Annotated in this window: 29 protein-coding genes; 27 read left to right on the top strand and 2 right to left on the bottom strand. The window is 32.7% G+C overall.

Features of this window, described 5'->3' with window-relative positions:
- The coding region (locus TT13_RS11645; protein ID WP_278279345.1) for an IS3 family transposase at window positions 1-321 on the bottom strand (321 nt) is incomplete at its 3' end.
- 68 nt (window positions 322-389) lie between these two features.
- A complete protein-coding gene (locus TT13_RS08375; RefSeq protein ID WP_027699563.1) occupies window positions 390-662 on the bottom strand; it encodes an IS3 family transposase in 273 nt (90 codons plus the stop codon).
- Between the two features lie 90 nt (window positions 663-752).
- Between TT13_RS08375 and TT13_RS08370 the strand changes: the two genes are divergently transcribed.
- The 27 genes from TT13_RS08370 to TT13_RS08245 all read left to right on the top strand — a co-directional run bounded on the left by TT13_RS08370 (window position 753) and on the right by TT13_RS08245 (window position 26,409).
- The gene (locus TT13_RS08370) at window positions 753-1,394 is read left to right on the top strand and encodes a hypothetical protein (RefSeq protein WP_027699562.1); all 642 of its coding nucleotides are present in this window, start codon (window positions 753-755) and stop codon (window positions 1,392-1,394) included.
- Window positions 1,395-1,515: 121 nt separating this feature from the next.
- Window positions 1,516-1,764: a hypothetical protein gene (locus TT13_RS08365; protein ID WP_190279651.1), complete on the top strand. Its 249-nt coding sequence runs from the start codon at window positions 1,516-1,518 to the stop codon at window positions 1,762-1,764.
- A gap of 29 nt (window positions 1,765-1,793) precedes the next feature.
- On the top strand, window positions 1,794-2,051 hold the full coding sequence (locus TT13_RS08360) for a hypothetical protein (protein ID WP_027699560.1): 258 nt from the start codon (window positions 1,794-1,796) through the stop codon (window positions 2,049-2,051).
- 5 nt (window positions 2,052-2,056) lie between these two features.
- The gene (locus TT13_RS08355) at window positions 2,057-2,521 is read left to right on the top strand and encodes a hypothetical protein (RefSeq protein WP_027699559.1); all 465 of its coding nucleotides are present in this window, start codon (window positions 2,057-2,059) and stop codon (window positions 2,519-2,521) included.
- 23 nt (window positions 2,522-2,544) lie between these two features.
- Window positions 2,545-3,090, top strand: a complete 546-nt coding sequence (locus TT13_RS08350) for a hypothetical protein (protein WP_027699558.1) — start codon at window positions 2,545-2,547, stop codon at window positions 3,088-3,090.
- 23 nt (window positions 3,091-3,113) lie between these two features.
- The gene (locus TT13_RS08345) at window positions 3,114-3,584 is read left to right on the top strand and encodes a single-stranded DNA-binding protein (RefSeq protein WP_027699557.1); all 471 of its coding nucleotides are present in this window, start codon (window positions 3,114-3,116) and stop codon (window positions 3,582-3,584) included.
- A gap of 1 nt (window position 3,585) precedes the next feature.
- On the top strand, window positions 3,586-4,575 hold the full coding sequence (locus tag TT13_RS08340) for a hypothetical protein (RefSeq protein ID WP_027699556.1): 990 nt from the start codon (window positions 3,586-3,588) through the stop codon (window positions 4,573-4,575).
- Between the two features lie 244 nt (window positions 4,576-4,819).
- Window positions 4,820-5,143, top strand: a complete 324-nt coding sequence (locus TT13_RS08335) for a hypothetical protein (RefSeq protein ID WP_027699555.1) — start codon at window positions 4,820-4,822, stop codon at window positions 5,141-5,143.
- A gap of 21 nt (window positions 5,144-5,164) precedes the next feature.
- Entirely contained in the window at window positions 5,165-5,458 is a 294-nt protein-coding gene (locus TT13_RS08330; RefSeq protein ID WP_027699554.1) for a hypothetical protein, read from the top strand.
- Between the two features lie 12 nt (window positions 5,459-5,470).
- The gene (locus TT13_RS08325; RefSeq protein WP_052348603.1) at window positions 5,471-6,139 is read left to right on the top strand and encodes a hypothetical protein; all 669 of its coding nucleotides are present in this window, start codon (window positions 5,471-5,473) and stop codon (window positions 6,137-6,139) included.
- A 43-nt stretch (window positions 6,140-6,182) separates the two neighbouring features.
- Complete coding sequence (locus TT13_RS08320) at window positions 6,183-6,482, top strand: hypothetical protein (RefSeq protein WP_027699553.1); 300 nt, start codon at window positions 6,183-6,185, stop codon at window positions 6,480-6,482.
- Entirely contained in the window at window positions 6,483-6,617 is a 135-nt protein-coding gene (locus tag TT13_RS11640; protein ID WP_278279344.1) for a hypothetical protein, read from the top strand. It begins immediately after the preceding gene.
- A 32-nt stretch (window positions 6,618-6,649) separates the two neighbouring features.
- Window positions 6,650-6,853, top strand: a complete 204-nt coding sequence (locus tag TT13_RS08315; protein ID WP_190279650.1) for a hypothetical protein — start codon at window positions 6,650-6,652, stop codon at window positions 6,851-6,853.
- A 45-nt stretch (window positions 6,854-6,898) separates the two neighbouring features.
- Window positions 6,899-8,365 carry a MobP2 family relaxase gene (mobP2, locus tag TT13_RS08310; protein ID WP_052348602.1) on the top strand — a complete coding sequence of 489 codons (1,467 nt, stop codon included), beginning with the start codon at window positions 6,899-6,901 and terminating at the stop codon, window positions 8,363-8,365.
- A gap of 152 nt (window positions 8,366-8,517) precedes the next feature.
- Window positions 8,518-8,610, top strand: coding sequence for a putative holin-like toxin (locus tag TT13_RS11200; RefSeq protein WP_145912369.1), 93 nt, complete (start codon window positions 8,518-8,520; stop codon window positions 8,608-8,610).
- 343 nt (window positions 8,611-8,953) lie between these two features.
- Window positions 8,954-10,111 (top strand): hypothetical protein, encoded by a 1,158-nt coding sequence (locus TT13_RS08300; RefSeq protein WP_027699550.1) that lies wholly within the window; start codon window positions 8,954-8,956, stop codon window positions 10,109-10,111.
- A 106-nt stretch (window positions 10,112-10,217) separates the two neighbouring features.
- Window positions 10,218-10,748: a toprim domain-containing protein gene (locus TT13_RS11705; RefSeq protein ID WP_340147924.1), complete on the top strand. Its 531-nt coding sequence runs from the start codon at window positions 10,218-10,220 to the stop codon at window positions 10,746-10,748.
- 5 nt (window positions 10,749-10,753) lie between these two features.
- On the top strand, window positions 10,754-12,385 hold the full coding sequence (locus TT13_RS08295) for a type IA DNA topoisomerase (RefSeq protein ID WP_340147923.1): 1,632 nt from the start codon (window positions 10,754-10,756) through the stop codon (window positions 12,383-12,385).
- 897 nt (window positions 12,386-13,282) lie between these two features.
- Entirely contained in the window at window positions 13,283-17,293 is a 4,011-nt protein-coding gene (locus tag TT13_RS08290) for a LamG-like jellyroll fold domain-containing protein (protein ID WP_027699549.1), read from the top strand.
- A gap of 80 nt (window positions 17,294-17,373) precedes the next feature.
- Window positions 17,374-21,687, top strand: coding sequence for a bacterial Ig-like domain-containing protein (locus tag TT13_RS08285; protein ID WP_027699548.1), 4,314 nt, complete (start codon window positions 17,374-17,376; stop codon window positions 21,685-21,687).
- A gap of 719 nt (window positions 21,688-22,406) precedes the next feature.
- Entirely contained in the window at window positions 22,407-22,838 is a 432-nt protein-coding gene (locus TT13_RS08275; RefSeq protein WP_027699546.1) for a DNA topoisomerase, read from the top strand.
- Window positions 22,839-22,847: 9 nt separating this feature from the next.
- A complete protein-coding gene (locus TT13_RS08270) occupies window positions 22,848-23,288 on the top strand; it encodes a topoisomerase C-terminal repeat-containing protein (RefSeq protein ID WP_027699545.1) in 441 nt (146 codons plus the stop codon).
- 24 nt (window positions 23,289-23,312) lie between these two features.
- A complete protein-coding gene (locus tag TT13_RS08265; RefSeq protein ID WP_027699544.1) occupies window positions 23,313-24,014 on the top strand; it encodes a hypothetical protein in 702 nt (233 codons plus the stop codon).
- Between the two features lie 186 nt (window positions 24,015-24,200).
- Entirely contained in the window at window positions 24,201-24,599 is a 399-nt protein-coding gene (locus tag TT13_RS08260) for a hypothetical protein (RefSeq protein WP_045477007.1), read from the top strand.
- Window positions 24,596-25,960 (top strand): Tle-like phospholipase domain-containing protein, encoded by a 1,365-nt coding sequence (locus TT13_RS08255; RefSeq protein ID WP_027699543.1) that lies wholly within the window; start codon window positions 24,596-24,598, stop codon window positions 25,958-25,960. The genes TT13_RS08260 and TT13_RS08255 overlap by 4 nt, the downstream gene beginning before the upstream one ends.
- 3 nt (window positions 25,961-25,963) lie before the next feature.
- On the top strand, window positions 25,964-26,230 hold the full coding sequence (locus TT13_RS08250) for a hypothetical protein (RefSeq protein WP_027699542.1): 267 nt from the start codon (window positions 25,964-25,966) through the stop codon (window positions 26,228-26,230).
- Entirely contained in the window at window positions 26,227-26,409 is a 183-nt protein-coding gene (locus tag TT13_RS08245; RefSeq protein ID WP_027699541.1) for a hypothetical protein, read from the top strand. Before TT13_RS08250 ends, TT13_RS08245 begins: the two co-directional genes overlap by 4 nt.
- The last annotated feature ends 57 nt before the right edge of the window (window positions 26,410-26,466 follow it).

Below are 26,466 nucleotides of genomic sequence, written 5' to 3'. Positions count from 1 at the left end.
TTTTTGATTAGGTTTAGAAGAAGAAAACTGTCGATTAATAATATTAGGAAATTGTTGGTCTTCAATGATTTTCTGATATCGAAATTTCGGCTTAGCGGTACTCATTTGGGGTAGATTCATAGATTTCATAAGTCGGTATACGCGTCCAGCAGAAATGTTATAGCCATATTCATTATTCAAAATGCAAGTCATCTTATTAGAACCAATACGAAAATCAGTTTGATGGTAGATATCAAAAATTAATTTTCTTAGTTTCTGATTTTCAAGAACTCTAGGAGCAACTTTACCGTTGAAATGCTTATAGTAAGTACTTCGATTGATGTTTAAAACACGACAAAGAGTAACGATTGAGTGTTCGAAACGTAAAGAATGAATTGCATTTAAACGATCTAGTCGTGAGGCGTGAATATGGCAATGGCTTTTTTTAATATTAGGTTTTCTTCTTCAAGCAGGGCATTACGTTTCTGGAGCCTTTTAACTTGTTGAGCAGTAAGAACCTGATTATTATCTAGCTTTACTTCAGAGAATTGACGAACCCATTTAGATAGAGCCGAAGAAGAAACGCCATACTCTTTAGTCAGTTGGGCTAGTGTTTTACCAGAGCTATGTAAATTAACTAAGTTTTGCTTGAATTCATCGTCATAACGATTATAAGTTCCCATAAAAACCTCCCGGTTTTGTGTCTACATAAATAATAAAAATGAAACAAAAAACTGTCCACTAAATTAATATAGATCCAAAGGGAGGCAACAATGAAACCTATCGAACAAGAAAGAACTTTACGACAAAAGGTGTACCAAAATGAAATTGAAAAGCGACGCAGTGCCAGAAACGCCGAAATTGAACAGCAACGTGAAAAAGCAATCGTTAACTTTAGAAAAGAGTTAGAACGTCAAAAACCACAGATTGAAGCTTTAATTATTGAAAGATTATTGACCGACAAATTTGCGTTAGTCACGTCAACTGATTTACAGGATTTACAAATAATACTTAAACCAGAAATTGAACCACGAGCTAAAGCATATCAGATGATATCTGATTTTTATGACGAAATTGCTAATGAATCCGGACTGGTTCGAGTAAAGTTGGAACCTGATAGCTTTAATACAGACTTTTACTTAACTTATAAGCAGCAAGTTGAGTATAAATCTGAAAGCTTAGATGCAGTATTCGGTATTGATAAGGATTACCAAGTTGCAAGAGAAAAAATAGTTGGCGCTCATATTGTCAGGCTTGCGATTAGTTTAGTTTGCACTGTGATAATTACTTTAATATTCGACTCTACATTTTTAACATCTGAAAAGTCAGTAACTGTACGTGTATTATCAGATCTCAGCGTAGGCTTTTGTTCCTTCATAGTTTGTTGCTTGGTTTTTTATAATTCAGATATATAAGAAGTTTAAACGATGAGAGGAATTAACAATGTTTAATTTTTATGATACAAAACAGTTTTTCGCAAAATTTGTCCTCAATTTAATAATGTTTATCTTGGCTGTAATGCTGATAGCTTTTCTTATGGAGCAGTGGCAACAAGTTGCTAAGGCTGAAACACACAGAAGTGAGGAAACAACTATTTTGAACGTTGAAAAATCAAGTAATTTATTTGGCACGTCGGTAGCTTATATTGTCAAAAATCCAGTAGGAACTGGAAATATTTCCGTTGATGAACATGGTAGTTTTGCTCGCTACAACAAGGGAGACAAGATAAAAATAGAAATCAACAAATACAAAAATTTAGATGATGACATTGAGTTAGTTAATTAAATTGAGATATATGAGGGATAGGTGGCAGTATGACTAATGATTATGAATCGAGGTATATATATTTTGTTACTGACATAAAAAGAGAAAAAATAATTTTAGCTGAGTCAACAGAGCCACTATTACATCAAGCATTATTGGATTGTATTGAGTCGAAGAAGATTAGAAATGCTGGTGGTTACAGACTTTTTAAAACCTCAGAGAATGAGCTGAAATCAATTCTGCAACGCATGAATGACACTAAGCAGCCATTTTACATGGTGACCAAACTTAAGAAGAAAGAAGGATAAAGGAAATGAACTTCTCACAGACTGAATTAAATATTTTTGATTGTGGGAAGCCATCTTTTACAGATAATCCTTCGAACATCAATTATAGATCCAAGAAAAAAAGGCAACAAAAGAAGTCTGAAAAGCAAATTGAGAATCAGATAATTGAAAAACAACTTGAGTTAGATTTATTTAATGAACATAAAGCTCAGTACATTTGGGTGTTAGCAACAAAAATCTCACCTGAAGGAATATCCGATAAAAAGGAACGGTTTATTGTTGATTCAGAAATATTACGTAAAAAAAAGAATTTAATTTATTGGCATGATAACTACTATGTCGTAAATACAGCACATAAACGTCATTTAATAAAATCTGAAATTAGATTGAAGTCCGTACCAAAAGCGAGCTTAACAAAGTTAGATAAAGTTGAATTACTACGTAAGTGGTTTAAAGAAGAAATCACCTATTCAATCAAAAAAAATATCTAAAAAGTAAAAGGGGATTAATTGTAATGTTTAAACCAACAAATTTTCCAGAAGAAAGAATAGAAACATTTGAACAAAAGGTAAGGTCTATTAGATTAGAAAAACATAGGGAAGAACAAAACTCTGAATCTACTTCAGCATTATTGAGAAAACAATTTCAACTGTCAGAGTTAGAAATTGAGCTGTTTGAAAAAATTAATGGCAGAGAAACATTTGATAAATTAAAAGAAATTCTTCAATCTAATTTATCGAATGAAAAGATACCCGTGTTGTCGCTGCAAAAAATTACTAAAGAGTTATTAGAGGTAAATAATAACTCAGAAATAAAATTGAGTGATAGCCAAAAAATGAAAACTATTTGGGCATATATTGTTTTAACTTTACCAAAACTCGATGTTCTAATTATTGGACCAAAGCATTTTTTTGAGATTCAGGAACAGGAACAAGAGTACACGTTTAGAGTTGCATTTAAATCAGACTTGAGAACAGGTAGTCAAAAAATTAAGCTATTGATTTATTGGTTAATACTTTTTGGCTTACTGTACTTGGGCTTCAAGCAAGAAGGTTTTTAAACCGTAATTTAGGAGAATAGATAATGCAGAGTTTATTAATTGTAGGGAATGTCGTTCGTCAATTTGAATTAAAAGAACATTTAGGAACAAATGATACGTCAAAGATTAATTTTACGTTGGCCGTCAAAAGAAACTTTTCAAATACAGGAAAGGTAGATTATGTGCCTTTTATTGCCTTTAATGGCGTGGCAAATAATTTAAGTAAATATGCTAATTATCCTGGTGCAAAGTTAGCCGTTAATTTTGAAATACAGAGTTATGTTTACACTGATGCGGACGGAAAGAAGCATTATGGCGTGCAAAATAAAGTTAACTCAGTGGAATTTTTAACCACTAAACCAAAAGAAAGTAATCCGAATAATCCGACTGACCACGTAGACAATTCCGTTGATCAAGAGCAATTTACTGACGCAGATGAGTCAGTATTGAATGATATTGAAGGCACCTCAGTAATGAACAGCAGTGATTACGACATAATCGGGGAGATTGGTTAATATGCGTTATATAAGTAAGAATGATTCAAATTCAAAAACTTTTTGGGGCAAACTTAAGCAGTGGCGTAGTGATAAAAGATATGATTTTTTTGATAATTACAGGACAAGCCTAACCCTAATCTTTTTAATCCTTATCATGATTCCTGTCGGTTTAGCTTTATCAACACTGCTATCTTCACACTCAAGTAATCAACCAGGGGCACGATTTAATCAAGCACAATCTTTTGGAACATTTGGTAAAACAGCTACGTTGACGAAAGCCAGTATTGATAGTAGCCAAAATAAAATATTGCTCTATTTTGATTTTTCGAATGGTAATAATTTTGCGAATGACCCAATGAATTGGAATAATATCAAGTTTGATTTTAAGGGTGATAAGTGGTTAAGCAGTAACCCCAAAACGTTGGCATCATTCATTCCAACCTCAACTAATACCGGAGTGATTGAAGTAGAACATGTAAATAGTGGGTTCCAAGATATTCAAGTTGTGCTAAAGGATAAGCAGATTGACCCAACTAAAGTATCAATCGCATCAACTAGTTCAAGTTCACAAAATACCATTACAGACAGTGACGATTTGTCCGCGAAATTTATTATTAATCGAGACACTCCAAAGAATGCTATCTTGGCTAAAAATGTAACTCAAACCGATTTAATCATTCAGGAAACAAATGCTCAGATTAAAAACTTGAGAACGTTAGTAGCTAAAAACAATGATTCAATTAAACAGATTGCAAAGAGTAATGCACAATTACAGAGTGATAAAAGTATCTTAGAATCTCAAAAAGCATCTGTAACTAACGATACAGATAGTCAATCAATTGATAGCCAAATTAATGCAAAGCAACAATTAATTAATTCAGGAATCGAACAACGAGCAAAAATTAAAGCAGAAATCTCAGACCAAAATCTGAAATTGAAGAAGCTAAATTCTCAATTGAATGATGCAAAAGCTGGTAAAAATTCTGTGGGTAAAGTTATTAAATTCTAAAAGTAAATTGAATAAGTCATTAGTTCATTTTAACTAATTGATTTATTTTTTTGTGAAATTCGCAAGGTAGTTAAGGTATAGACCAAGGGGTAGTTAGGTTCTAGGGGTACGGTAGCTTTGGTATAGCCTTTCAAATCTTTTGGTATCGTAGAAAATGCCCGCACGGCGGGGTGTATCACAAAGTGATATCATTTTCCCTTAACCTGTTACCTTGACCCACCTCGTTATTAAAAGGAGTGAAACGATGAAAAATCTTTTAGTTCGTGACCTTCATGATTCTGCTATTAACGCAATTGAAAAGCGTGCAAAAGTTCTAGGGATTTCAAGAAACATGTTATTAATTGATGTTCTAGAGGAGTATGCAAAACGAATTTCAGAAAATGAAGCCGCAAATACTTTGAAGACACAAATGGATTTAATGATTGAGAATCAAAATAGATTAATTGAGTCACATAATAATTCAACTGAAAGAATTGTTGCTTCAAATCAAGATGTGATCCAAGCAATGCAGCGATTAATTATTGAGTTTGGAGAAATTAAAAATCAGATTATCAAGCAAATGTTTTAATTTAACTTTGGAGGAGGAAAAATGTGTAAGTTACTAACACCAAGACGATTTAAGAAAAATGATTCAGTACATTTAACTGGTACTTCATATCTTCGTTATTGGCAAAATCATAATTCTATTGATGGTTTAATATCCGGTGTAATAGACAATGTACACAATAAATACTTTCCAGAGTACGAAATACGCACCCCTGAAGGTACTTTAATTGTTCCTGAATATTCCATTCAAAAAAATCAAAAATCTTCACATAAGCTTTCAGAAAAAATTTTTTCAACAAGTACAGGTAGTGCGCCAAAGGAAGTTTTGTTGTTTTAGAAAGGAAATATTATGCGGCAAACGTTAAATCAAATTAAGCAAGAAACGCAACGCAAATTAAGTAAACGAAAAAATTTGTTATTGAAAAAATATCAAAACGTTCAAGAAGATGCCATTCCTGATTCTGTATTTGAAGAGTTAGACAAGATTGAAGCACTTCTGCAAGAAGTCTCAATTAGAAAGATTCCAAATCAAATCAATATTAAAATGGGCGAATTAGAAAAATGGTATTTTACGATGATGTTTGATTGGATGTCTGCTCACCCAGAGTCGTTTGATTCTAAATCAATTTCAATGACTGAGATTTATAAATTTGCATTACATTTTTTTGTGGAAAATATTGTAACTGTTCCAGGAAACTCTTTAATGCAGGTAGAAAAGTTACGTCGGAAAATCGGTTCAATGGGTGAGGCAAATTCAATTGAAAAGAATATTTATCGACAACTTGAAGATATTAAAAACTTGGCTGCATTTAATTCTTCTATGGTCTACACGTTAGCTGATCTTTCAAAAGATTTCCCAGATGGTGTAGCAAATATTTTAAGCACGCAACAAGAAAATGAAATGGATTCAAGTACAAGATACGCTCAAGTATTTGCCAAATTTATTAATCAAAGACAATTAACTAAGCAAAATATTAAAAATAGAAATTCTTCAAACAGCTTAAATTCTGATTATTAAAAATCGGCAGGCTTTCTGAAAATTTTTTAAAAGGAGTAGTGTAATGGCGTTAAATGAAATTCAACAATTAATTGATGCAATAGATGAATGGGACTGGCGCGACCACGAAGGTGGAAATTCATTAGACAAACCTTTAGCAGTTAGGAGAGCAGAAAGGGGTGAGTACTGGCAAATTCAAATTGCTTATACTTTTAAAAATCATTTCAATTTAACCCTTGAAGAAACAGCTGAACTGGTACATATTCCTCACGACAGGTTAAAGGATAGGTTCAGCATTGTAGAACAAAAATATTATTCAGTCAGTGAATTACTAGAAGATATTCATAAAGAAATGGAAGAATAAATGGCTAAGAAGAATAAGAACAATAGAAATAAGTATTCAAAAGATGATTTTTATCACTTATTAGCAGAAATATTACTGTGTATTGCATTTGTAATTTGGATAATAGAACATGGCCGCATTGATTGGCCATTTTGAAGGGCGTAAATATGAAAAATTACAAAAGACAAATGGAACAGATTGAAGCACGTGAAGGTACTTTATCAGCGTTACGAGTCGGAATTATATCAACTACAATAATACAATTACTGATTTTATTATTAATGCTTTGGACTCATAGTTTTATTATTGGTGTCATTGCTATTTGTGCGAGTATTTTCGATAACGTTGATAACATTTTTACAATAAATAAATTAAAAAAGATGGATAAGTGAACTGTTAGAAATATACAGTGGCACAAAACACTTAGAGGTAAGTCAATGGCAAAAACTGGTGGCTATGCAAAATTCAAATTAGGCGAATCTAGTAAAGGAAGTGTGATACTTCCGACTGCATTCGTTACAGCTAACACTGCAAATTCAAAAGGACAACGTTACTCAAATTTAATTGATCTATATGCAGAAAAAAACTCTAAAGTTACTGAAGCAAATAATATGATTAAAGATGCCTGGGAGAAAAACACTGAATATGATACAGAATCTGAAGTTAAATTAGGATATGCAACAAGAGCTAGTGCGACTAATGAAGAACACCCTTTGTTTAACAGTAATTCGTTAAATTTATCTGACGAAGAAGTCCAAAAATTAAAAACAGATTTAGACACTGCACAAGACAATGGCAACACATTAGTAGAGATGGCATTTTCAATCCGAGGCGATTGGCTATACGAAAATGGACTTTATGATCCAACGACTAACTCAATTAACCAAACTGCTTTAAAGCAAGCAGAACAAAAAGTTGTGCAGAATATCTTTGATAAAGGATTCCCAAAGCCATTGGGTGAAAAGGAAGACGATGTTGTTTGGTTTGGAGTAATTCACCAGGACACAGATCACCTAAACATGCATTTATGGTTTGCTAAGAAGTCAAAGGAAACAAGACCAGAAATGTTATATAAAGATGGGGAACCTAAAGGTGCAATGAAACTTTCGGTAATCGATCAAACAAAACGCAGATTTATGAGTGATTTAATGAATTCCGCTGAGAAAGAAAAAAGAGCTGAAATTTATAAAGCAGTTGGTGAAGCACAAAAAAATGTTAAGTTAAATTTTGAATCGTTAATGTCTACGGATTCTAAAATTTCGGCAGGCTTGCAGAGAATTTGGGACCAGCTTCCAAAAGATTTGGCGGGTAAATGGCAAGTTGGAAATTCCAATTTCAAATTTAATCTGGACATTGCTTCTTCAAAAAGCAATTCGGGTATGAGTAAAATGTTAGCTGCTAATCTTCAAACAGCAAAATTAATTGATGATATTTTTGAAGGGCCGATGGCAGAAATGTATGGTGAATTCTTATCTGAAGCTAAGAAAATTGATGGATTGAATGTTAAAGATTATGGTAAAGGTTCTGGCAAAGCAAAATGGTCAGAAAATAGATTGGAACGACTTAAAAAAGAAATTGCAAATTCAATTTATCGAGAGTTTAATAATTCAGTTAAAAATGGTGACTTAAAAATAACCGATAAAGAGATTGGTAATGTTGATAAATTGATGTTTTCTCAAAAGAAAAGTCAGACACATAGTGATAAAGCTAAAAGTATAGAAGAAAAGAACAATCATAGTTCAAAAAAGCTTTATATTCCAAATGTGACAAGCCAAATAAAACGCTCAATCCGAGATTTAACTAGGGAGGCTCGTGACGAAGCTAAAGCAACTCGGAAACTTATGCAAAATGAGGAACGTGAAGAAACTGAAATTGAACAAGAAAATCGCGGTTTAACTAGATAATAAGGTTCTAATCGATGAATTATTGGAATTACTATTCATGATATAATAATCTTACAGGTTTAACGGCGGTAGCTAAATCCATGTTCGAAAGTGGGTGATGCCTATGATTGTAAATCATAGATCACAGAAACTAACGAAGGGAGTTAGCAGTAATGTCTGTATCAGATGCGATCAGTTTAATGCTGATGTTTGGTACATTCTTAGTTGCTTTGTTGAGTTATCTCGACAAGCACAACAAGAAATAAGACAAAATAAAAACCCGCCTAAAACTTTGGCAGGTTAGCGGGTTTTATTTTATAATCCTAGCTACCGTCAAGACAACCTGGGGCTCAGTGTTTTAGCACTGGGCTTTTTGTTTGCCTTAACTACGTAGTATATTATACCATTTAAAAATTTTTTGCGACAATTTTTAAACCAGTATTAACGACGTTTTAGGACGACATAAGAAATCACTAAGTTGTACAAAATGTGGAGAAGTATTAGGAGTTAATTAATAGATAATACAATCTCGTCATTTTTTATTGAGATAAATAAGGTAGACTATAACTTTGAAAGCTCTTGTTAAAAAATTATAGAAGTGAGATAAAAATGCTAACAAAAAACTTTTTAAAATTACTCGCAGTTTTGTACATAATTTCAATTCCAGTGTTGATAATATTTACGTCTTGGACAGAATTATTTTCGTATTTGAGTGCAACAACACCAAGTCTGACACTGTTATTTGCCCTCTATCGTTGGCAAATGGGTCAAGCAGAAACGAGACAACAAAAGATAACTGAATATAAACAAAAACAAAAAGAACAGGAAGAAAGATGGGAAAACGAAAAAAAACGTGCTAGGCCTGTATTCTATTACGCCGAGGGACGTATTTTTATGACAACACTTGCTCAGACTCCAGTAATAAACACAGTTTTAAAATGGAAAACACCAAAAAGTAATGAAATTAGCATTCAAGAGTTGGGAGGGATTTCAAGTGGAGAAAGCTTTTTTGTACAAGATCAGTTTGCCTGGATATTAATTTCTACCGTTACTGCGGAATTTGAAACCGTGTACGCTGTGATTAATTCAAAAAAAGAAACCTATCATATGATTGAATCAAATGATGGATCCGTCAACAAAATGTTGGATTATCAATTAAATGACGTAAGAGATAAAGATGCAACTTTAACTGAAATCAATGAGATTGAGGCATTCAATATAGTAGAAAGCCACAAACAATCTTTTGAAAACACTACTATGTCGGATTTAACAGAGTATACAGCCTTAATTCGAGCTTATTTTGAAAAAGAAAGATATACAGATGCTGTTGGAGATTTAATTCAGTTGAGTCAAAGTCAGGAACTTGAAACGGAAGATGCACTAAATATTTTAGACTCTGTTGGTTCTATTATTAATGATTTTGATTTAAAGCGGATTAGTAATGATAAACGGGAGAACGAAATTAAATATCTATCAAAAAAAGTAAAAGAATCGTACATAATAGAATCGCAAAAATCAACCGACTACAAGGATTTTGTAAAAAAATGGTCTTCTGAGATTAGTCAGGGCTATATTACACCTTATGATATGTATCAATTTCTGAATGATATAAAATCCTTGATAGCATTGGAAGGTACATGCAATACCAAAGTATTTCTTGATGTTTTATATTATTATGTGGTTAACTGTGTGGAAATAGATGCAAACTTAAATGTAAAAACTAAAATTAGAGATTCATTACAATTATTATCGACCATTAAAAAATAGAGTTTATGATTGTTTGTTCTATATTGATTAACCAAATAAAAAGCGGAGTTTTTTGTAACTCTGCTTTTTTGTCGTATTCTGCCAATAATTAATAAGGAGGTAACGAATGTTAAATGTAATTCTTGCAGAAAAGCCGAATCAAGCTGCGGCTTATGCAGATAGTTTTTCTAAGTTTGAACGTAAGAATGGTTATTTTGAAGTCCAAGACCAAGTTTATGAGGGGCAAACAATAATTACTTATGGGTTTGGCCATTTGGTGGAGTTGGCCAGCCCTGAAATGTACTCGGATAAATACCAGAAATGGGATTTAAATAATCTACCTATTATTCCTGATAAATTCAAATTCGTGGTTAGTAAGGACAAAAAGGCACAGTTTAAAATTGTGAGTGACTGGTTGAAAAAAGCAGACCAAATAATTATTGCCACAGATTCTGATCGTGAGGGAGAAAATATTGCTTGGTCAATTATCAAGCTTTCTGGAGCTGATGTAGACCATAAAATTGTTAAACGACTTTGGGTTAATTCTTTAGAGAAAGTGGCCCTGCCCTACAAGAAGGCTTTAAAAAACTTGAAGATGGTTATGCTCACTACAACTCATTCATTGAAGCTCAAACGCGTGAATACAGTGATTGGTTAGTTGGTATGAACGCCAGCCCCTTGTACTCATTGAGTTTATGGCGACGTAATGTTCAGGGGGTAATTTCAATTGGTCGGGTACAAACTCAAACGTTATATATGATTTATGAGCGTCAGATGGCGATTAAAGAGTTCATACCGCAACCATTCAGTGAGCTAGTGGCAAATGTGCACACCAATGAGGGCGATTTTAAAGCTAAGATGGATCCGACTACTAAGTTTAATGATGAAAATAAACTAGCTGAATTTATGCAAAAACATAGCTTGTCTTATGATTCCCAGCAAGCCAAGGTGATCAATGTAAATCAGACTGAAAAAAAGACTGAGTCGCCACGATTATTTTCCCTCTCTGCGTTACAAAGTAAGGCAAATAAAATGTTTAAGGCAAGCGCTAGTGATACTTTGAATGCAGTTCAATCATTGTATGAGAAAAAGTTTTTGACGTATCCGAGAACTGATACGCAGTTTATCACGGAAAACGAATTTAAGTATCTGAATGAGCAATATTTAGACTACTTAGGCGCATTGAACTTTGATGCTGCTAAATTCTATTCAGAACCACGTAAGCGTTATGTGGACGGTAAAAAGGTGCAAGAACACCACGCTATAATTCCAACGAGAACAATCCCAAGTGAAGCTCAAAGAGCCAAATTTAGTGCTTTAGAATCTCAAATCTATTGGCTAGTATTAAAGAACACAATGGCTATGTTTTTAGCTGACTTTACCTATGATGAAACAATAGTTACTGTAGGAATTAGTAATGTGAATTTTAAAGCCGTTGGTAAAGTTATTACTGGCAACGGTTGGAAAGAAATCTTCGGTGATGAGCCAAATAATAACAATGAAGCTGCAATTTTACCAAATGTTACTACTGGGCAAGCTGTTAACGCAACTTTGAATGCAGAAAATAAGATGACCACACCACCAGAATTTTACACTGAAGGTACTTTAATCACGGCCATGAAGCGCGCGGGCCGGGAACTATCCGATGATGAGAAGGAAATTCTGTCTCAGACTGAAGGAATTGGAACTGAAGCAACTCGGGCTGGTATTATTGATCGTCTTAAAGATAAGAAATATATCGTCGTTGAGAAGAACAAACTGAAGGTAACAACACAAGGAATTGTTTTGTGTGAGGCTGTCAAAATGCAGCCCTTGCTAACTTCACCGGAGCTTACTGCTAAATGGGAATTGGCTTTGAGTGATATAGGACATGGTAATCGTACGCAAGACGAGTTCTTAGCCAATATTCATAAGTTAGTAAATAAGCTCGTACAAGAGGTTCCAGGACAAATCGCAGAAGGAACCACACTGAATAATGCAATCCAAACACAGGCTAGTGAACAAGCAGCCGAAAAGAAAAAATTATTGATTGGTAAATGCCCTGTTTGTAAAACAGGTAATGTAATTGATCGGAAAACTTTTTATGGTTGTTCTAACTATAAGTCTGAAATACCATGTAAGTTTTCGATCGCCAAAAAAATTGCTGGCAAGACAATTACTAAAGCTATTGCTGAACAATTAATTGAGAATGGACAAACGAAGGAATTAAAAGGTTTTGAGAGTAAGGCTGGTAAAGAGTTTTCAGCTAGTCTGAAACTAGTGAATTTTATATTAGAATTTAGCTTTAGCAAATAAATTTTAGATAACCATTATATATATGGTAAAAGATTAGCCGATGATAATTTTCATTAGGTACAAAGAAAGGCGGAAGGATATGTGTGTAACCCTACGTCTTTCTTTGTAAACATAAAATTTATTTCTATAAGTAATAGTTTTATTTTTAATAGATTATAAATTTAATTATGAAAATTAGATCAGTTTTTATTTGATAGATTGTTGAGTAGTTTTTGAATTTTTTTAAGTAATATAATTAGGTGTTGATAAATTAAGTTAATTAATGGTGACATTTAATTTTAACTATTCACGTATAACCATCATTAGAAGATATCGAAGTACCACATTAAGAATGTAGTTAGTTTAATTATTTTTTATTGATAAGTAAAAAATATGATTAGACGTTTATAGATTCAGTCCTAGAAAAATTAGATTTTTTTGTACATTAAATATTAAAAAAATTCTCAATTAAATTAACACATTAATTCTTTATTTAATGATTAGAATTCTACATTAGATTGTTTTTTTAAGTTATCCTTATCACAAATTCGGTGAGTATACAATTTATTTAAATAAGTAGATGCGCCTATGATAACGTGTAACAGTGTTAAACAGGCGTTTTAAAAAATGTTCGTATTTTAACATGATTTAAGAGCGTTTACAATTGGTTTAGCATAATTTATCTTATTTTGAAGGTCCTGAATACATCAAATTTTTTATTGGTATAGGTTTTTTTATTTGTCAAAGATGATGTTTAAGTTTAGATTGAAGTTATGATTTAGGAATTAATTAAAAGGTAATATCAACAAATACACTGCTAGAGTGATCAACTAGTCAGCTTTTGAAAAATAATTTATTGATCTATGTAAAAGTACTATGGATATTTTTCAATTAAGTTATACAAATGGAGGAAATATAATGGATGTTTTAGAAATGTTTGACGTTAATTACGAGTCACCTATACTCGAGAGTTTTGATTCAACTACTCAGAGTTTAAATGATGTACATGTTTTTATGAGTCGGATACAAATGAGCGCGTATGATGCTGATGGAGAAGGAAGAATAGAATATAGAAATCTTAAATTGTATGAAATTAGTTCTGGTATTTTTATCTCAACAGATCGTTTGGATACTGGTGCTTCGGGAGTAGAAGATGATCACGAAATGGTGGATTATTATAGTAGTGCTAGACTTACACGTGAATTTCTAGGTGAATCATTAGACAGTCAAAAATCTGATTATTTCGAAGGAATTAAAAAAGTTTTTTCATTTTATAAGAATAAATGCAATGAGTCTAGATATATTAAGGAATTTTTTGAAGAAATTCAATTTCGAAATATATGTGGCTTTCCCAAACAAGCAGGAACAAGTTCAACTGATATTTTTGATCAATTCAATTCTGTAGATGTTTTATTGCAGGATCCAGTTACTAGTGTTTGGAACAAAAAAGTCGGAAGTAAAAAAGCAAATATCGTTATTATTCCACCTGCTACAAATTTACCAATAACCGAGGCTTGTGCAACCGCAGGATTTCAACCTGAAGGATTTCCTAAATTAGGGTCTGGTTCTTTTTTTACTGTTCAGTTTGATCCGTTCTTTTCAACTAGATTTAAAGCCCATGAAACCGATGATGTTGCATTGTTAGATCCGACATTAACTTTGTTGCATGAAATGACGCATGGTTTGCATTTTCAGAAAGGAATCGCTAACCCTGTTAATCGTTCCGGTGAAACACCAGCTTGGGCGACAACATGGGGTCGTGTTACCGGTGATAATGATGCATTTAAGGAAACGCCAATGGAAGAATTACTAACTTTTAACAAGCATACTATAGATGACGATATAGAAATATCTGATCATCTTAAAAGTACTTACATTGGTTTTTTATATAATGGGAGAAATGAAGATGACCCCACTGAAAGTGTCGATGGAGTTTATCAAAATGTTTCAAGCTTTTTAAATCAATATAGAGGGTTCGAAATTTCATCTGACTTTCAACATTTTATTGAAAGTTGTTATGGAGTGAAATACAACCAAGAAAGTAAAAAATTTATAGTTAATCCTAGAAATATTAAGCGTTATGTTCAAGACGGATTTTTTATTGATGAAGCCAAATTTGCAAGAATATTAAATATTAAAACTCGTAGTTATTATACTTTGATGCCTGATAATCTTGGTGTCTGGTCGTATCGTGTTGATATTTTGAATCGTCTTCGAGAAACCTTTGATGAGGATAGAGGACTCTTGTCTCAAGAGTTAGATTTCCATACTGCATTAACACCTGTAGTTAGCGAAAATCCAGCTCTTGAGCTCGAAGTAGCGGGCATGCAACGTATGGTATCATTGCCTAAAATTAAAGCAAGCTACCTTCCATCTGATATTAAAATAAAGAATTTTACAGGTCAGAAAATTAGTCATGATACAATACTGGACACTAACATTAGTGGTATTATAATTTCAAAAATTAAATATAAGTCAGACTTTGTCGTTGATGAAAGTATGCCTAGAAGTTCCCTAAATACAACCAATTATAATTTGAGTCCAATTAAAGGTACTAAATTTGAAACTGATATTCGTGATAAGACTAGTGTAAAGGTAACCGTTTCTGAGATTACTGCGCCAATGATTAATCATGTTATGAAATTAGACAATTCGAAAGTCTTGACCGAAAGGCCTAGTTTAAATGAGGATTTAGAAGAAACTTTTAAAAATACTAAAGATGTTTATATACCCAAAACAACTGCAATGATGAAGTTAAAAGAAGGGGCAGATCAAACATTAGGTGCTGTGGGCTTTGCAGTGTGGTCAGGCCAGATATTGGAGGATTTGTATAATTTAGCGCAGAAGAAAGAAGTTAGTATAGACCAAATTAAAGATGACTTAATGTCAATCCTTCCCTTTTATTGTGCATATAAGAATTTGTCAGCAGAAAAGTATGAACAGGCTTTTGCAAATGCGACACTTGATGCATTCTTAATTTTTGCAACTGATGGCGGTGGATTTGCGGGATTAGGAATTACAGTTGGTGCAATTGCCATTAATTCAATGTATGCCAAGGCTGAGACTATGGAAGCTTATGATAGTATGTTTGGTAAGTATGTAGACCAGTATCAAAATGATATAAAGAATTTTACTCTTAATGCGTATGTACAATGGGAAAATAATATTTTAAGCCGTTTGTGGAATGAAAGCAGACTTGCAATAACCGGTTTTAGGAATATGTTAAAAACTGTTAAAACTGTTATGGAATTTGACGCCACAAATCAGGCTTATAGTGAAGAAGATAGGAAAATAATTAAAGCTAAGTGTGAAGAAATTTTTAGTGAATTCCCTATGCTTATGCAGACTTTTGCCAAAAATTCTATGACGGCGAATTTAGAGAATGCTAGTAAAATATTCAATGATATTGTGTGGCAAAAAATTAAAGAAGAACTTGATCAATATGTTATAGATTCTAAGAAATATTTTTTGGATTCTTTAGAAGAAGCCTATAATAATGGCTCAATTAGTGCCGAAAGTTATTATAAATATCAGACTGAAGCTAGAGAAAAGTTTGTAAGTCCACGCGAAGTTATTGATCTTTATATTGCTGCGCATGATACAGTAGTCAAAAGAAAAAGATATATACGAAGATATAGTAGAAAATATGATTTAGCCACTGATTTTAAAGGTAATACGGTACATTTGAATGGACTTGGTGAAGGTACGCAAGACATTCAAGATTTATATGGAAATTATTCAGTCTACGCTGATAAAAAGACGGTCTCTACTCAGGAAGGCCATTTTGATCAAACAATAAAAATTGCTAAGGATACCAACACAATAAATAAAGTGGTTTTAGCAGTATCCTCAAACAATGGAAAAGAATACGCCCTTAATAAGGATGAACAGTATACAATTTCTTTTTGGCTACGTATGCCAGTGCCTTCTAGCTCGGAAGAAAGAAGAATTTTTTCTTACTCTGCAGTTAGTGGTGTTAATAAAGAAGTTGAAGAACTAATTTTACAAGTTAAAAACAATGAGTTCGTTCTTGCAACCGCTAATCTATTGAGGAATAGTGAGTTTGTCATTGAACCTCGTATTGCTTTAAATCGTTGGGTAAAAATCACAATTGTTAATGAAAATACCCGAATTAAAGTATATCAGAATGATAACTTATTAGGTTTAATTAAAGATTCAAGTAGGAAGAAACCAATCGCTCAGAGAGGGACCTTTAAATTTTATAACTATAACGTTGATTATCAATTAGACGATATCAGCTATTATAATGGCACTATTTCTCAACGAGACATTAAGTATACGTTTAAAGAAGATCACGGTCAATTTGTCTATGATCATTGGGGTGAACGTTTACAGTACAATAAAGCATATTATTTACTTTCCGATGATAATAAATCTGCTTTTGAAACGGTTTATGAGACAAAACGTTTGAAATTAAAAAGCGTACCTGGTGTTGATATTAAATATCTTGGTATGAATGATAGAGTCTATGGTTATTATGGTGGTTTGCAATTCAAATTAGTACCACTTGATTCAAAAAACATGAATAATTACGTTCGATGGGGTGACAAGTTCACAATGCAGTCTATAGAGACTACAAACTTGTCCTTGGCAATTATTCAAGATAATGCGTACTTCGCGCCAACACAGCTTAAATTAATTTCAAATGAAGGAAAGTCTGAAGAGGAAATCTTTACTTTTGACAGAAATATTAAACTACAGAATGCTGCTATTTTGGTAGGTACGGGAAATAGCAAACAAGGTCCAATCTCTGCATATAAGCGTGGATATTCGGGAGATTTATGGATAAATGGTGCAAGGTTAGATGGTTACGTAACAGTAGTGAATAAGAGTAACTACAGCAATGATGAAATTCAAGAAAAATTCAAATGGATATTTGTACCCAAAGATGCAAATTGGGTTGAATAACTGTACAAAAAAAATAGCCAATAATTGACATATGGAAAGAAAATGAAAGGCATTGAAGATGATTTTTGTAGGAGAACATTATGGACAATAAACTTAAAACTGAAAATATAAGGTATTTTCGCACAGCAGCTGGTTCAGAAGATGTATTAGAAGTCAAAGCTTATGAAGTTTATCCAAACGTTTGGGCTATCCCATCGAGATATATGATGGAGCCATTACAAGACTTAGATGAAGTCACCAATCCTGAACAATTTAGTATTTATGATAAAAAGTACTTAGCTGATATTCAAGAGCAGGATGAATTCCTAAAAAGCATCCAAGCAGCAATTGAAGACATAAAAAAAAGAACTTTTGGATTGGAACTTTTGACGGCAGTTTCTGGTGCTGTTCCATTACCTAAAGATACAGGTGCAACTAATACTACTTTGCAATGTATTGATGAGAACGGAAAACATACTCATGATGTTGTAGCCAACGTCGTGTTGTGGGGACCAGGCAATAATTTAAATAGTAACAGGTTAATTTCTAAATCGGATGATGATTCAAATGGTATTGGGTCGATGGTTGAGCTTATATGGAACCCACAAATTTTAATTAAAAACATTGGAACAAATAGAATTAAACCAGCCACAGATGAATTGGTTGGTTTATTAACGAAGGCGTTGTTTAGACTTTATGGCCTAGGATTAAACAAAATACGTTATCCCTTCTACCAATTAGATGATAAGAAGTATTATAGTTTAACAGCTGAGGATTTAATCTCTTATGGTGGCTTTTCAGCTAATGTTGTAAATTTACAACCATATTATTTCTTAGAAGATCAATTCACAAAAGTAAAAGAGAAATATGAATCTGCAAAAAAAAGAATTGATGATATTAAAGTGAATGATGAGTATTCTCAAATGCTAACTTTAAAGTACCAATTTGATTTATACAGCCTTTTCCATATTTCAACATCTTATATTGTAAGTACGGTCATTCCAGCAAATGATAAATATGGTGGGTTAGTCTCTTATTATACTGGGCCAAATGCGTTAATTGATTCTAAAACTGATGAGAAATTAACAAGTATGGTCAAAATACCATTGAAGAAAATAAAGTATAGCAAAAACCAATCAAGAGAATACGATGAATATGATCTTACAAATGGAGAAGATTCAACTCAATATTTTGAAAATTTTACATTCCCTAAAAGTAAACATGTATTTGTTGAGACTCAACCCACACCAGAAAATGTTTTTGTAAATTTACCATCTGAGGAAATTACTAAAATTATTTTACCAGTGATTCCTGCGGAGAGTGATTTAATCAAGATACCTTTTCAACCTGCAACGCCAAAATCGATTACAACTGAGTTGATTACTACCGACGTTCCAACATTGGGATTAATATTTCCAGCTGTTAAGTCCAAACAAAATTTATCTGATATTAAAATGACATCTAAATTATCAGATGCACTTGATTCTGATAAACAAACTTTTGCATTTGATAATACTTTAGTAGATAAATTGTCAGAATTAACGTCGGTATCTGATGCCGAGTTATTTGGAATAATTCGGCTGATCAAAAATGAGTTATTAAGTGTAATTGATAATTTTACTACTTTTGGAGATAATTGGTCTTGCCCAAGGTGGATTGATTATTGCTTTCAGCAAGTTTTTGGGAGTGATCTAAAAAATTTAATTGTACAAGGTGATTTTGAGAAGGTTTTCAATATAAGTGATACCTTAATTTTACCAAAGCAACTCCCTGAGGATATTTTACAATTAAAGCCATATTTGTTTTATCAATGGTATGCAAAGAGATATACACGAATTTTAAGGCTCGAAAGCTTATTTTATCAAATCTTAAATGAACATATTACACTCATTAGATCATTGGTATCAAGTAATAATAAAGGCCAGTATTTGCAAGGCTTTATGAATGATTTAGATAAGATTGCATATAATGCTCAGTATATGTTATCTGATTGGACGATTCAGCTCGGCTATTATGATTTTAAGAATCAGGTCACACAAGTTATTAAAACTTCGTCTATGACAAGTGAATTTAATATAGATGATTTATTGTATGATTATGATACTTTTAAATTAACAATTAGCCAATTTGGAGCTGACTCTATCAATAATTTCACTCCATCTCAAGACCTAAAACTTGCTTTAAATGATAATAACTCACCAATTTTATTGTTAGGCAACGATGAAATTAAAAGTAATGGTTCTATTACTCAAACAGATGATAGCTTAGATGATGAAACTAGTCTGTTATTAAGTAAGAACACTTCATTTGAGGGCAATTTTTCAGCAAAATATTTATTGTCAAGTGTTGGAGTTAACTTTACTTTTAAATCAATTGAGAATTTAAACTTTTCAGTTGATTTTATGAACATTAATATAGCATTTAGCAATAACTTTTTTGAAATCACACAAACTGGACAAGAAACAAAAAAATATTCAATAGCAAAGCTATTTGGTTGGAATTCATTAGTTTATCTAATTAAGCATAGTTCAGTTGAAATTTGGGACATCCATTCAAATATTTTATTAGTCAGTCATGATTTAACAGCACCACAAAATAATATAGTGAAAGCACCTATTAAGCTAACAAATCTAGATAATGAATTAATTTTAAAGAGCTTTGAAGTCTTTGAACAGGATGAAGAAGCTAATTACAATGATATTGAGCAAGGCTTTAAAAATGGAATTATTTATACAGCCAAGAAAATGCCAATTATCGTGGGTGAAAAATATGCACTAAAGTCTTCTATACTAGATGATATGGGCATATTAACTTCGGACGAAAATAAGAAATATCCAGTATTCTCTACAGATGTAGAGGTAGAAAGCTCATTGAATATTATTTTAGAGTCAACTACTGGCGATAAAATTTCCGTAGATGCTGGTGTAAATATCCGTACTATCAATAGCAATGGAGAAGAAAACTATCTAGGTATAGAAGACAACCATCTAATTTTCGTACCTAAAGAAGAAGCAGAATTGTTTTACTTAAAAAAAGCAGTTGTAGAAGACACCATAGATATTTTTTATGTGGTTAAAACTTTAGGGAATATGTTCATTAACGTTGAGAGGATTAGTGATAATATTTATCGGTTGAATTTTAAAGCTGGAATTTTGTACTCTACAATGGAATCAGATATGTTAGTTTTACCAGCAGAAGAAGCAAACACAGCGTTTTATATCCAGCCTATTGGTTTAGCTAGTCTTGAAGTAAAAGATAGTGTTTTGGGAGAAGGGAATCCTTGGCTTAAGGAGGATAACTTCTTAGATGCAACGGATGATTATGGGAATCAAATTGATTTAAGTGATAATAGAATCAGTGTGACTGGTAGCGTAGATACTGATAAGGTAGGAACTTATTCTGTCGTATATAGTTATACAGGAATCGATAAAACAAATACAGAAAAAGCAACGATAACGGTGAAGCTCGATAAATCATCAATTAAAACTCAAGATAGTACGTTACAAAATGGTAAGGAATGGGTAAGAGCTGACAATCTAGTTGAGGTAATTGATGAAGATGGTAATAAAGTTGATTATAGCGATGATAGAATTATCCAAGAGGGTGATGTTGATATAAATAAAGCCGGAGTGTATGATATCACGTTCAGATACAGAGGGAAGTTTAAGATAATAAGCTCAAGTTTTAAGGTAACCGTTATTAATGATATTTGGTACGATTCCATAAAGAATGCATGTAAAACTTACCTCATCGATTATGGTGAAAGGATTAATGACGTAAAGGGAATAACGTTTCAAAATATCCTCGAAGCTACGAGGGGTAAATTATATGGTTACAGAGTTGTCTATGATAATCCACACGATGTTATTAATCAAAACCCACCAAAGGATTTTCATTTTGATCTTATAAAGCCATTTGATGTTAAGAATCCTAGTAGGGTGCACCTTGCTGATTACTCTGGCTATTTGCGCTTGTTTATTATATCGACTGGGAAAATTAATACTGATATAAAAGTTAAAATTTATGCAGTTTTAGAAAATAAAGATGAAATTGAAATTTTTGATAATCATCAAAATGACAAAAGGCATGAGGAAATAGCTGAAATTTATAAATCTAATTTTGATGATAATAATTATAGTGCTGATGGTAAGTATTTTATTTCCGTATTATTTAAAAATGATGTACAAGCTGTAGTTAAAGATGAAATATATGGATACGAAATTTTTTATTCATATTTTACAAAGTTTAGGAAAGACACTGCTTTTCAGACAGATGGTTCTAAAAGGATTTTTTTCCATGATTACTTCAATTTTGAAGTTCCGTTAGATTATAAAGACTCTACCTTTATAAACGTAATCTTAAAGAATGGAGAGAAAATTAGAATCTATAAATTTGCGGGATACTATTACTATTGAGATATATACAAATAGTAGTTGATTTTCAGAATGCATGCTTTAAGTGTGGGCTAATAGACAGCGCTTTTTTGAGATAAGTATGTGTTATAAAAAGGAATTTACTGATTGATCAATTTTTCGTTTAAATTAAAACTAATTAAATAGTAGCATTGTAAAGTTAATTAATTTAAAAAGCTCATACTTAATAATCATCTTAGAGCTGTTTATTTCCTCATTCTTACTTTTTTAATTAGATTAACATGTTATATCAACAAGGATTCCATTTGAGAAAATTCGGCGAATAAGTAGAAATGATATAGGTTAAAATACGAGACACAGAAAAAGTACGGCCATGAAATATTTATAGATATATTTTAAACATAAGATAGCTATAATAATATTCTCGCTATAGTTGAATTGGAATATGTTTAAAACTATATTCTAGCTTTGCCAACAAAAAGCTCCTACGTTTGTATTGTGTAATCTTTTTAAAATTTAAAACAACCAAGTTGTTATATTTTTCAATTGGATCAACATAAGTTATATCAACAAGGATTCCGTTTGAAAAAAATGGCCGCTGAGTTATTTTCTTAAATGTGTGTTCAAATGGGTCATAGTTTAAATAGGCTTTATCAACCTTTGAATAAGGCAGTATTAAAAGCGAATCACAATTTTCATAGCTGAAGTCATTTACATAGACTTCAGCTTTTTTTGATCCACTGTTAATTGCTAAGAAGGCTTTGGACTCTACTCTAGGTACATTAATTAAAGTTATTACTGGCAACGGTTGGAAAGAAATCTTCGGTGATGAGTCAAGTAATAACAATGAAGCTGCAATTCTTCCAAATGTTACTACCGGGCAAGTTATTAACGCAACTTTGAATGCAGAAAATAAGATGACCACACCACCAGAATTTTATACTGAAGGTACTTTAATCACAGCCATGAAAAGGGCGGGCCGGGAACTATCCGATGATGAGAAGGAAATTCTGTCTCAGACTGAAGGAATTGGAACTGAAGCAACTCGGGCTGGTATTATTGATCGCCTTAAAGATAAAAAGTATATCGTCGTTGAGAAGAACAAATTGAAGGTAACAACCCAAGGAATTATTTTGTGCGAAGCTCTTAAAATGCAACCCTTGCTAACTTCACCAGAGCTTACTGCCAAGTGAGAATTAGCTTTGAATGATATAGGTCATGGTAAGCGTACGCAAGACGAGTTCTTAGCCAATATTCATAAGCTAGTAAATAAACTGGTACAAGAAGTTCCAGGACAAATCGCAGATGAAACCACACTGAATAATTCAATCCAAACACAAGCTAGTGAACAAGCAGCCGAAAAGGAAAAATTACTGATTGGTAAATGCCCGGTTTGTAAAACAGGTAACGTAACTGATCGGAAAACTTTTTATGGTTGTTCCAACTATAAAGCTGATACACCATGTAAGTTTTCAATTGCTAAAAAAATTGCTGGTAAGACAATTACAAAGGCCATTGCCAAGCAATTGATTGATAACGGCCAAACCAAAGAATTAAAGGGATTTAAGAGTAAGTCAGGAAAGGACTTCTCAGCAAGCCTTAAAGTAGTAAATTCAAAAATTGAATTTAGCTTCAACAAGTAGTCAAGATTGAAGGAGAATATAATCATGCCATATATTTGGGTAAGTACAGACAAATTTGAGCAAAATAAAGGAATCTTTTCGGAACTTGGGGCCTCTTTATCATACGATGGTAGTAAGTTCTTGAATGTGTCAAATGGAAGCCAAAAATACTATAAAAAGGCTCTTGATGAGGCGTTAAATCTTGTGGGGTTAAATTATGAGAAGCCTTTATTCATAATTAATCCATTGATTTATAACGATAATTACGATGAGGCATACACCTCTATTGGAGCAGAAGTATCATTACTTAATGGTGAGGGTGAAATAGTTAGACAAGTTGAGTCCGGGGTAAAATCGCAAATTCGAAAACCGTATCCCAATAAGTTATTTTCTCAGTTGGTTGGAAAATTTGGTAAAAAAACATTTAAAGGAGGACTTGCCTTTCAATTTGAAGATGCGCTTGAATTTATTTCAATTACTCAAGTTCGCATACGCTGGACATTATCAAATAAAGTTGAGTCAGATACATTCAAAAAAATTTATGAGGAAATCATTAATGTAGAATTTTTGCCGGCCTTCGGACAACCACTGTTTTATTGTCTAGAATCAGTTCAGGCAGGCACTGGAAAACAAACAGGCACAAATGAAAATGAAGAACCAACTATATTACATGAGTTGACTGATGAGCAATTAATAATCAGGCGACAAAAGTATGTTCAATTGCTTCCTGATGATAATTTCATATAACCGCACTCTTAATGAAATAAGACTCAATCGAAATTTTAAGCCTATACAGTAGTAGAAGTAGATACTATAAAAAAGACGTAAGGATATTTATATCTGTGCGTCTTTTTTTATCCTGTTAAATATGATAATCTAATCACAATAAAATTTAATATATTAATTTTCATTAGTATAGGGAGAATACATATTATGTTTAAAAAGCATAGGATTTTAGCGATTACAATCATACTGGGTGTGATTGTTTTGGGTATAGGGGGGAAGGTTGGAATGGATTACAAGAAAGACTATGACTGGCAACAAGAAAAGACTAGACAGGTTGCCGTTGCAAAGAAATTAAAGAGTTCATATAGTGACATTTCCGAGATAAAAATTTTAAGAGAGGGAGTTAAATTAGGGAGCGGTTCAACTTTATACCACTCCGTTATTATCGAAAATGGAAAGAAAATCAAGATTAGTGGAATAGGTTATTATTCAAAGGATAATATTGATACTGGAGGATATATTCCTGCGGAGGGTGTACCTTCAGAAGGAAAAACCAAAGCTACGATTACGCTTATACTAAGTGATGGTGAGAAGGTGTCCGTATGAGTGTAGATAATATTCAATATCAAGAAGATAAGTTTATTAGCGATACGGCATATAAAGCTTCGCATATGAGTGCTGGCGATGAGAATTTTAAAAAGGGACAAATCTTTCAGGATCCAGATACCAAGAAATACTATAAAGTCATATCTGCTGCGGATAATAATAAGCTTGATGGTAAAGAGAGTTTTGGTTATTCAAATAATGGGTTTCAGGGAATAGCCATTGTTCCCGTTTCAAATGCTAGCGGTGATAATCCTGATTATTCAAATACTACAATTGGATATGCAGGAACGGATTTTACAGGTGAATTTATAAATGATGTGGGAGCCGCTGATGTTGGTGGTGTTGTTGGTGGCATAGAATCTAAAGGCAATCAGTTTGAGTCAGCTGAGAGCTTTTATAAAGATGTTTCAAAGATGAAGGGCGTTAATATCACAAAAATTACAGGCCATTCACTCGGAGGCGCACTAGCACAGAAAGTGGCAGCTACACATCATATTTCTGCAATGACTTTTTCTAGCGCAGATGTGTCAAAACAGTTAACCCAAAAAGAAAAGCAGTGGTTATTAATTGGTGGAAAACAAAAAGTAATTAATATTGTTCACTATAATGATGTAATAGCACAATGGACCGCAACTCAAAATTATGGAACAACAGTATTTTCAAAATCGACTGCAACGATACCCGTTTTTGGAATATATTCAACGCATATGTTGAATTCGTATCCAGAAAAGTTTAAAGTCGATACTTCTAAAATAGGTGATTTTCTTTTGTACTCTTGGACCAATAATGTGATAAAACAAGTAACCAATCGGTTAGCATATCCAATAGCAATATTAGGCATTGATGCTAAAATTGCGTCCAAAGGTATTAGTTGGTTTAAAAAAGGAGCCAAGCTGGCTGAAAAAAATGTCAACTCTATTTTATCTGGTATTGAAGGGTTCTTTGGTTCAACTGCTAGTGCCGCTACCGTAGGTAGTAAAATAGAGGTTGATAAAGATGAATTAGATTCTGCAGCAAGTGTCCTACTAAGCTTAAATAGTCATTTAGATAATATCGATAAAGTTAATCAGAATATTATGTCTGATATGAATAACATCTTTAAAGATGTTAAATCAACCGTGTTCCACACTTTAAGCGGTACGGGCATTACCATGAGTGATCTTGATCAGATTGTTTTTGAAACAAACAGTGACGTTCGACACCATGTTGATGAAAATGAAATCATGCAAACGCACAAGTCGATTCAAAACCAAAAAGCGCATTTAAAGACAGTTGCACAGGGGTTAAAAGACACTGGTAATAATGCAATCATGAACGACCAAAAATGGGCCGTTGCGTTTGGAAAGGGCTATGGTTTTTAAAAAATGTTTGAAAAAGAAATTCATGACATGGGAAAACGCATGGCCAAGGTAATTCTTCCAAATGCTTTAAGAGTAGGATATGTTGGTTTAAAGAGCATAGATGAAGTTAAGATTATGAGTGACGAAACGGCATTTTCAAGCAAGATTAAGAGTAAAGAAAGCTTAATCCAACAAAGTCTAAAAGGTAAGTCTGGTGACAAAGCAGTTGAAGCTGTTGGAAAAATTCATTCCGAATCAAAGTTTAAGAACGGAGTGAATTCTATCAAATGACAAAACTGGAAGAAGACCAACACTTGGCACGTGAAAAAGCTAAGCATGAAATACAAAAATTTGAAGATGATTTTGCTGATTATAAAAAGAAATTTGAAGCCCAATTTAATCAAATACATTCAACTATCCAGAAGCTAGGCATTTCTGATAATGAGATGGTTCGTCATGAATATAATTAGCAGTTAGAGTGGCACGATGAGCGTGTGCGTGGCGCTAAGAAACAATTATCAGAGTTA

The sequence above is a fragment of the Weissella oryzae SG25 genome (assembly GCF_000691805.2).
GTDB classification, from domain to species: domain Bacteria; phylum Bacillota; class Bacilli; order Lactobacillales; family Lactobacillaceae; genus Weissella; species Weissella oryzae.
Note: the sequence above shows the minus strand (reverse complement) of the source record. Positions and strands in the feature narration are given on the sequence as shown.

Excerpts from the sequence above, each read along its gene's own strand:
- TT13_RS08355 (WP_027699559.1), top strand. The coding sequence starts at position 2,057 with ATGAACTTCTCACAGACTGAATTAAATATTTTTGATTGTGGGAAGCCA.
- mobP2 (WP_052348602.1), top strand. The coding sequence starts at position 6,899 with ATGGCAAAAACTGGTGGCTATGCAAAATTCAAATTAGGCGAATCTAGT.
- TT13_RS08320 (WP_027699553.1), top strand. The coding sequence starts at position 6,183 with ATGGCGTTAAATGAAATTCAACAATTAATTGATGCAATAGATGAATGG.
- TT13_RS11705 (WP_340147924.1), top strand. The coding sequence starts at position 10,218 with ATGTTAAATGTAATTCTTGCAGAAAAGCCGAATCAAGCTGCGGCTTAT.
- TT13_RS11640 (WP_278279344.1), top strand. The coding sequence starts at position 6,483 with ATGGCTAAGAAGAATAAGAACAATAGAAATAAGTATTCAAAAGATGAT.
- TT13_RS08365 (WP_190279651.1), top strand. The coding sequence starts at position 1,516 with ATGGAGCAGTGGCAACAAGTTGCTAAGGCTGAAACACACAGAAGTGAG.
- TT13_RS08350 (WP_027699558.1), top strand. The coding sequence starts at position 2,545 with ATGTTTAAACCAACAAATTTTCCAGAAGAAAGAATAGAAACATTTGAA.
- TT13_RS08245 (WP_027699541.1), top strand. The coding sequence starts at position 26,227 with ATGACAAAACTGGAAGAAGACCAACACTTGGCACGTGAAAAAGCTAAG.
- TT13_RS08255 (WP_027699543.1), top strand. The coding sequence starts at position 24,596 with ATGAGTGTAGATAATATTCAATATCAAGAAGATAAGTTTATTAGCGAT.
- TT13_RS08260 (WP_045477007.1), top strand. The coding sequence starts at position 24,201 with ATGTTTAAAAAGCATAGGATTTTAGCGATTACAATCATACTGGGTGTG.
- TT13_RS08345 (WP_027699557.1), top strand. The coding sequence starts at position 3,114 with ATGCAGAGTTTATTAATTGTAGGGAATGTCGTTCGTCAATTTGAATTA.
- TT13_RS08295 (WP_340147923.1), top strand. The coding sequence starts at position 10,754 with ATGAACGCCAGCCCCTTGTACTCATTGAGTTTATGGCGACGTAATGTT.
- TT13_RS08340 (WP_027699556.1), top strand. The coding sequence starts at position 3,586 with ATGCGTTATATAAGTAAGAATGATTCAAATTCAAAAACTTTTTGGGGC.
- TT13_RS08375 (WP_027699563.1), bottom strand. The coding sequence starts at position 662 with ATGGGAACTTATAATCGTTATGACGATGAATTCAAGCAAAACTTAGTT.
- TT13_RS08300 (WP_027699550.1), top strand. The coding sequence starts at position 8,954 with ATGCTAACAAAAAACTTTTTAAAATTACTCGCAGTTTTGTACATAATT.
- TT13_RS08265 (WP_027699544.1), top strand. The coding sequence starts at position 23,313 with ATGCCATATATTTGGGTAAGTACAGACAAATTTGAGCAAAATAAAGGA.
- TT13_RS08330 (WP_027699554.1), top strand. The coding sequence starts at position 5,165 with ATGTGTAAGTTACTAACACCAAGACGATTTAAGAAAAATGATTCAGTA.
- TT13_RS08360 (WP_027699560.1), top strand. The coding sequence starts at position 1,794 with ATGACTAATGATTATGAATCGAGGTATATATATTTTGTTACTGACATA.
- TT13_RS08325 (WP_052348603.1), top strand. The coding sequence starts at position 5,471 with ATGCGGCAAACGTTAAATCAAATTAAGCAAGAAACGCAACGCAAATTA.
- TT13_RS08335 (WP_027699555.1), top strand. The coding sequence starts at position 4,820 with ATGAAAAATCTTTTAGTTCGTGACCTTCATGATTCTGCTATTAACGCA.
- TT13_RS08290 (WP_027699549.1), top strand. The coding sequence starts at position 13,283 with ATGGATGTTTTAGAAATGTTTGACGTTAATTACGAGTCACCTATACTC.
- TT13_RS08315 (WP_190279650.1), top strand. The coding sequence starts at position 6,650 with ATGGAACAGATTGAAGCACGTGAAGGTACTTTATCAGCGTTACGAGTC.
- TT13_RS08250 (WP_027699542.1), top strand. The coding sequence starts at position 25,964 with ATGTTTGAAAAAGAAATTCATGACATGGGAAAACGCATGGCCAAGGTA.
- TT13_RS08285 (WP_027699548.1), top strand. The coding sequence starts at position 17,374 with ATGGACAATAAACTTAAAACTGAAAATATAAGGTATTTTCGCACAGCA.
- TT13_RS11200 (WP_145912369.1), top strand. The coding sequence starts at position 8,518 with ATGTCTGTATCAGATGCGATCAGTTTAATGCTGATGTTTGGTACATTC.
- TT13_RS08370 (WP_027699562.1), top strand. The coding sequence starts at position 753 with ATGAAACCTATCGAACAAGAAAGAACTTTACGACAAAAGGTGTACCAA.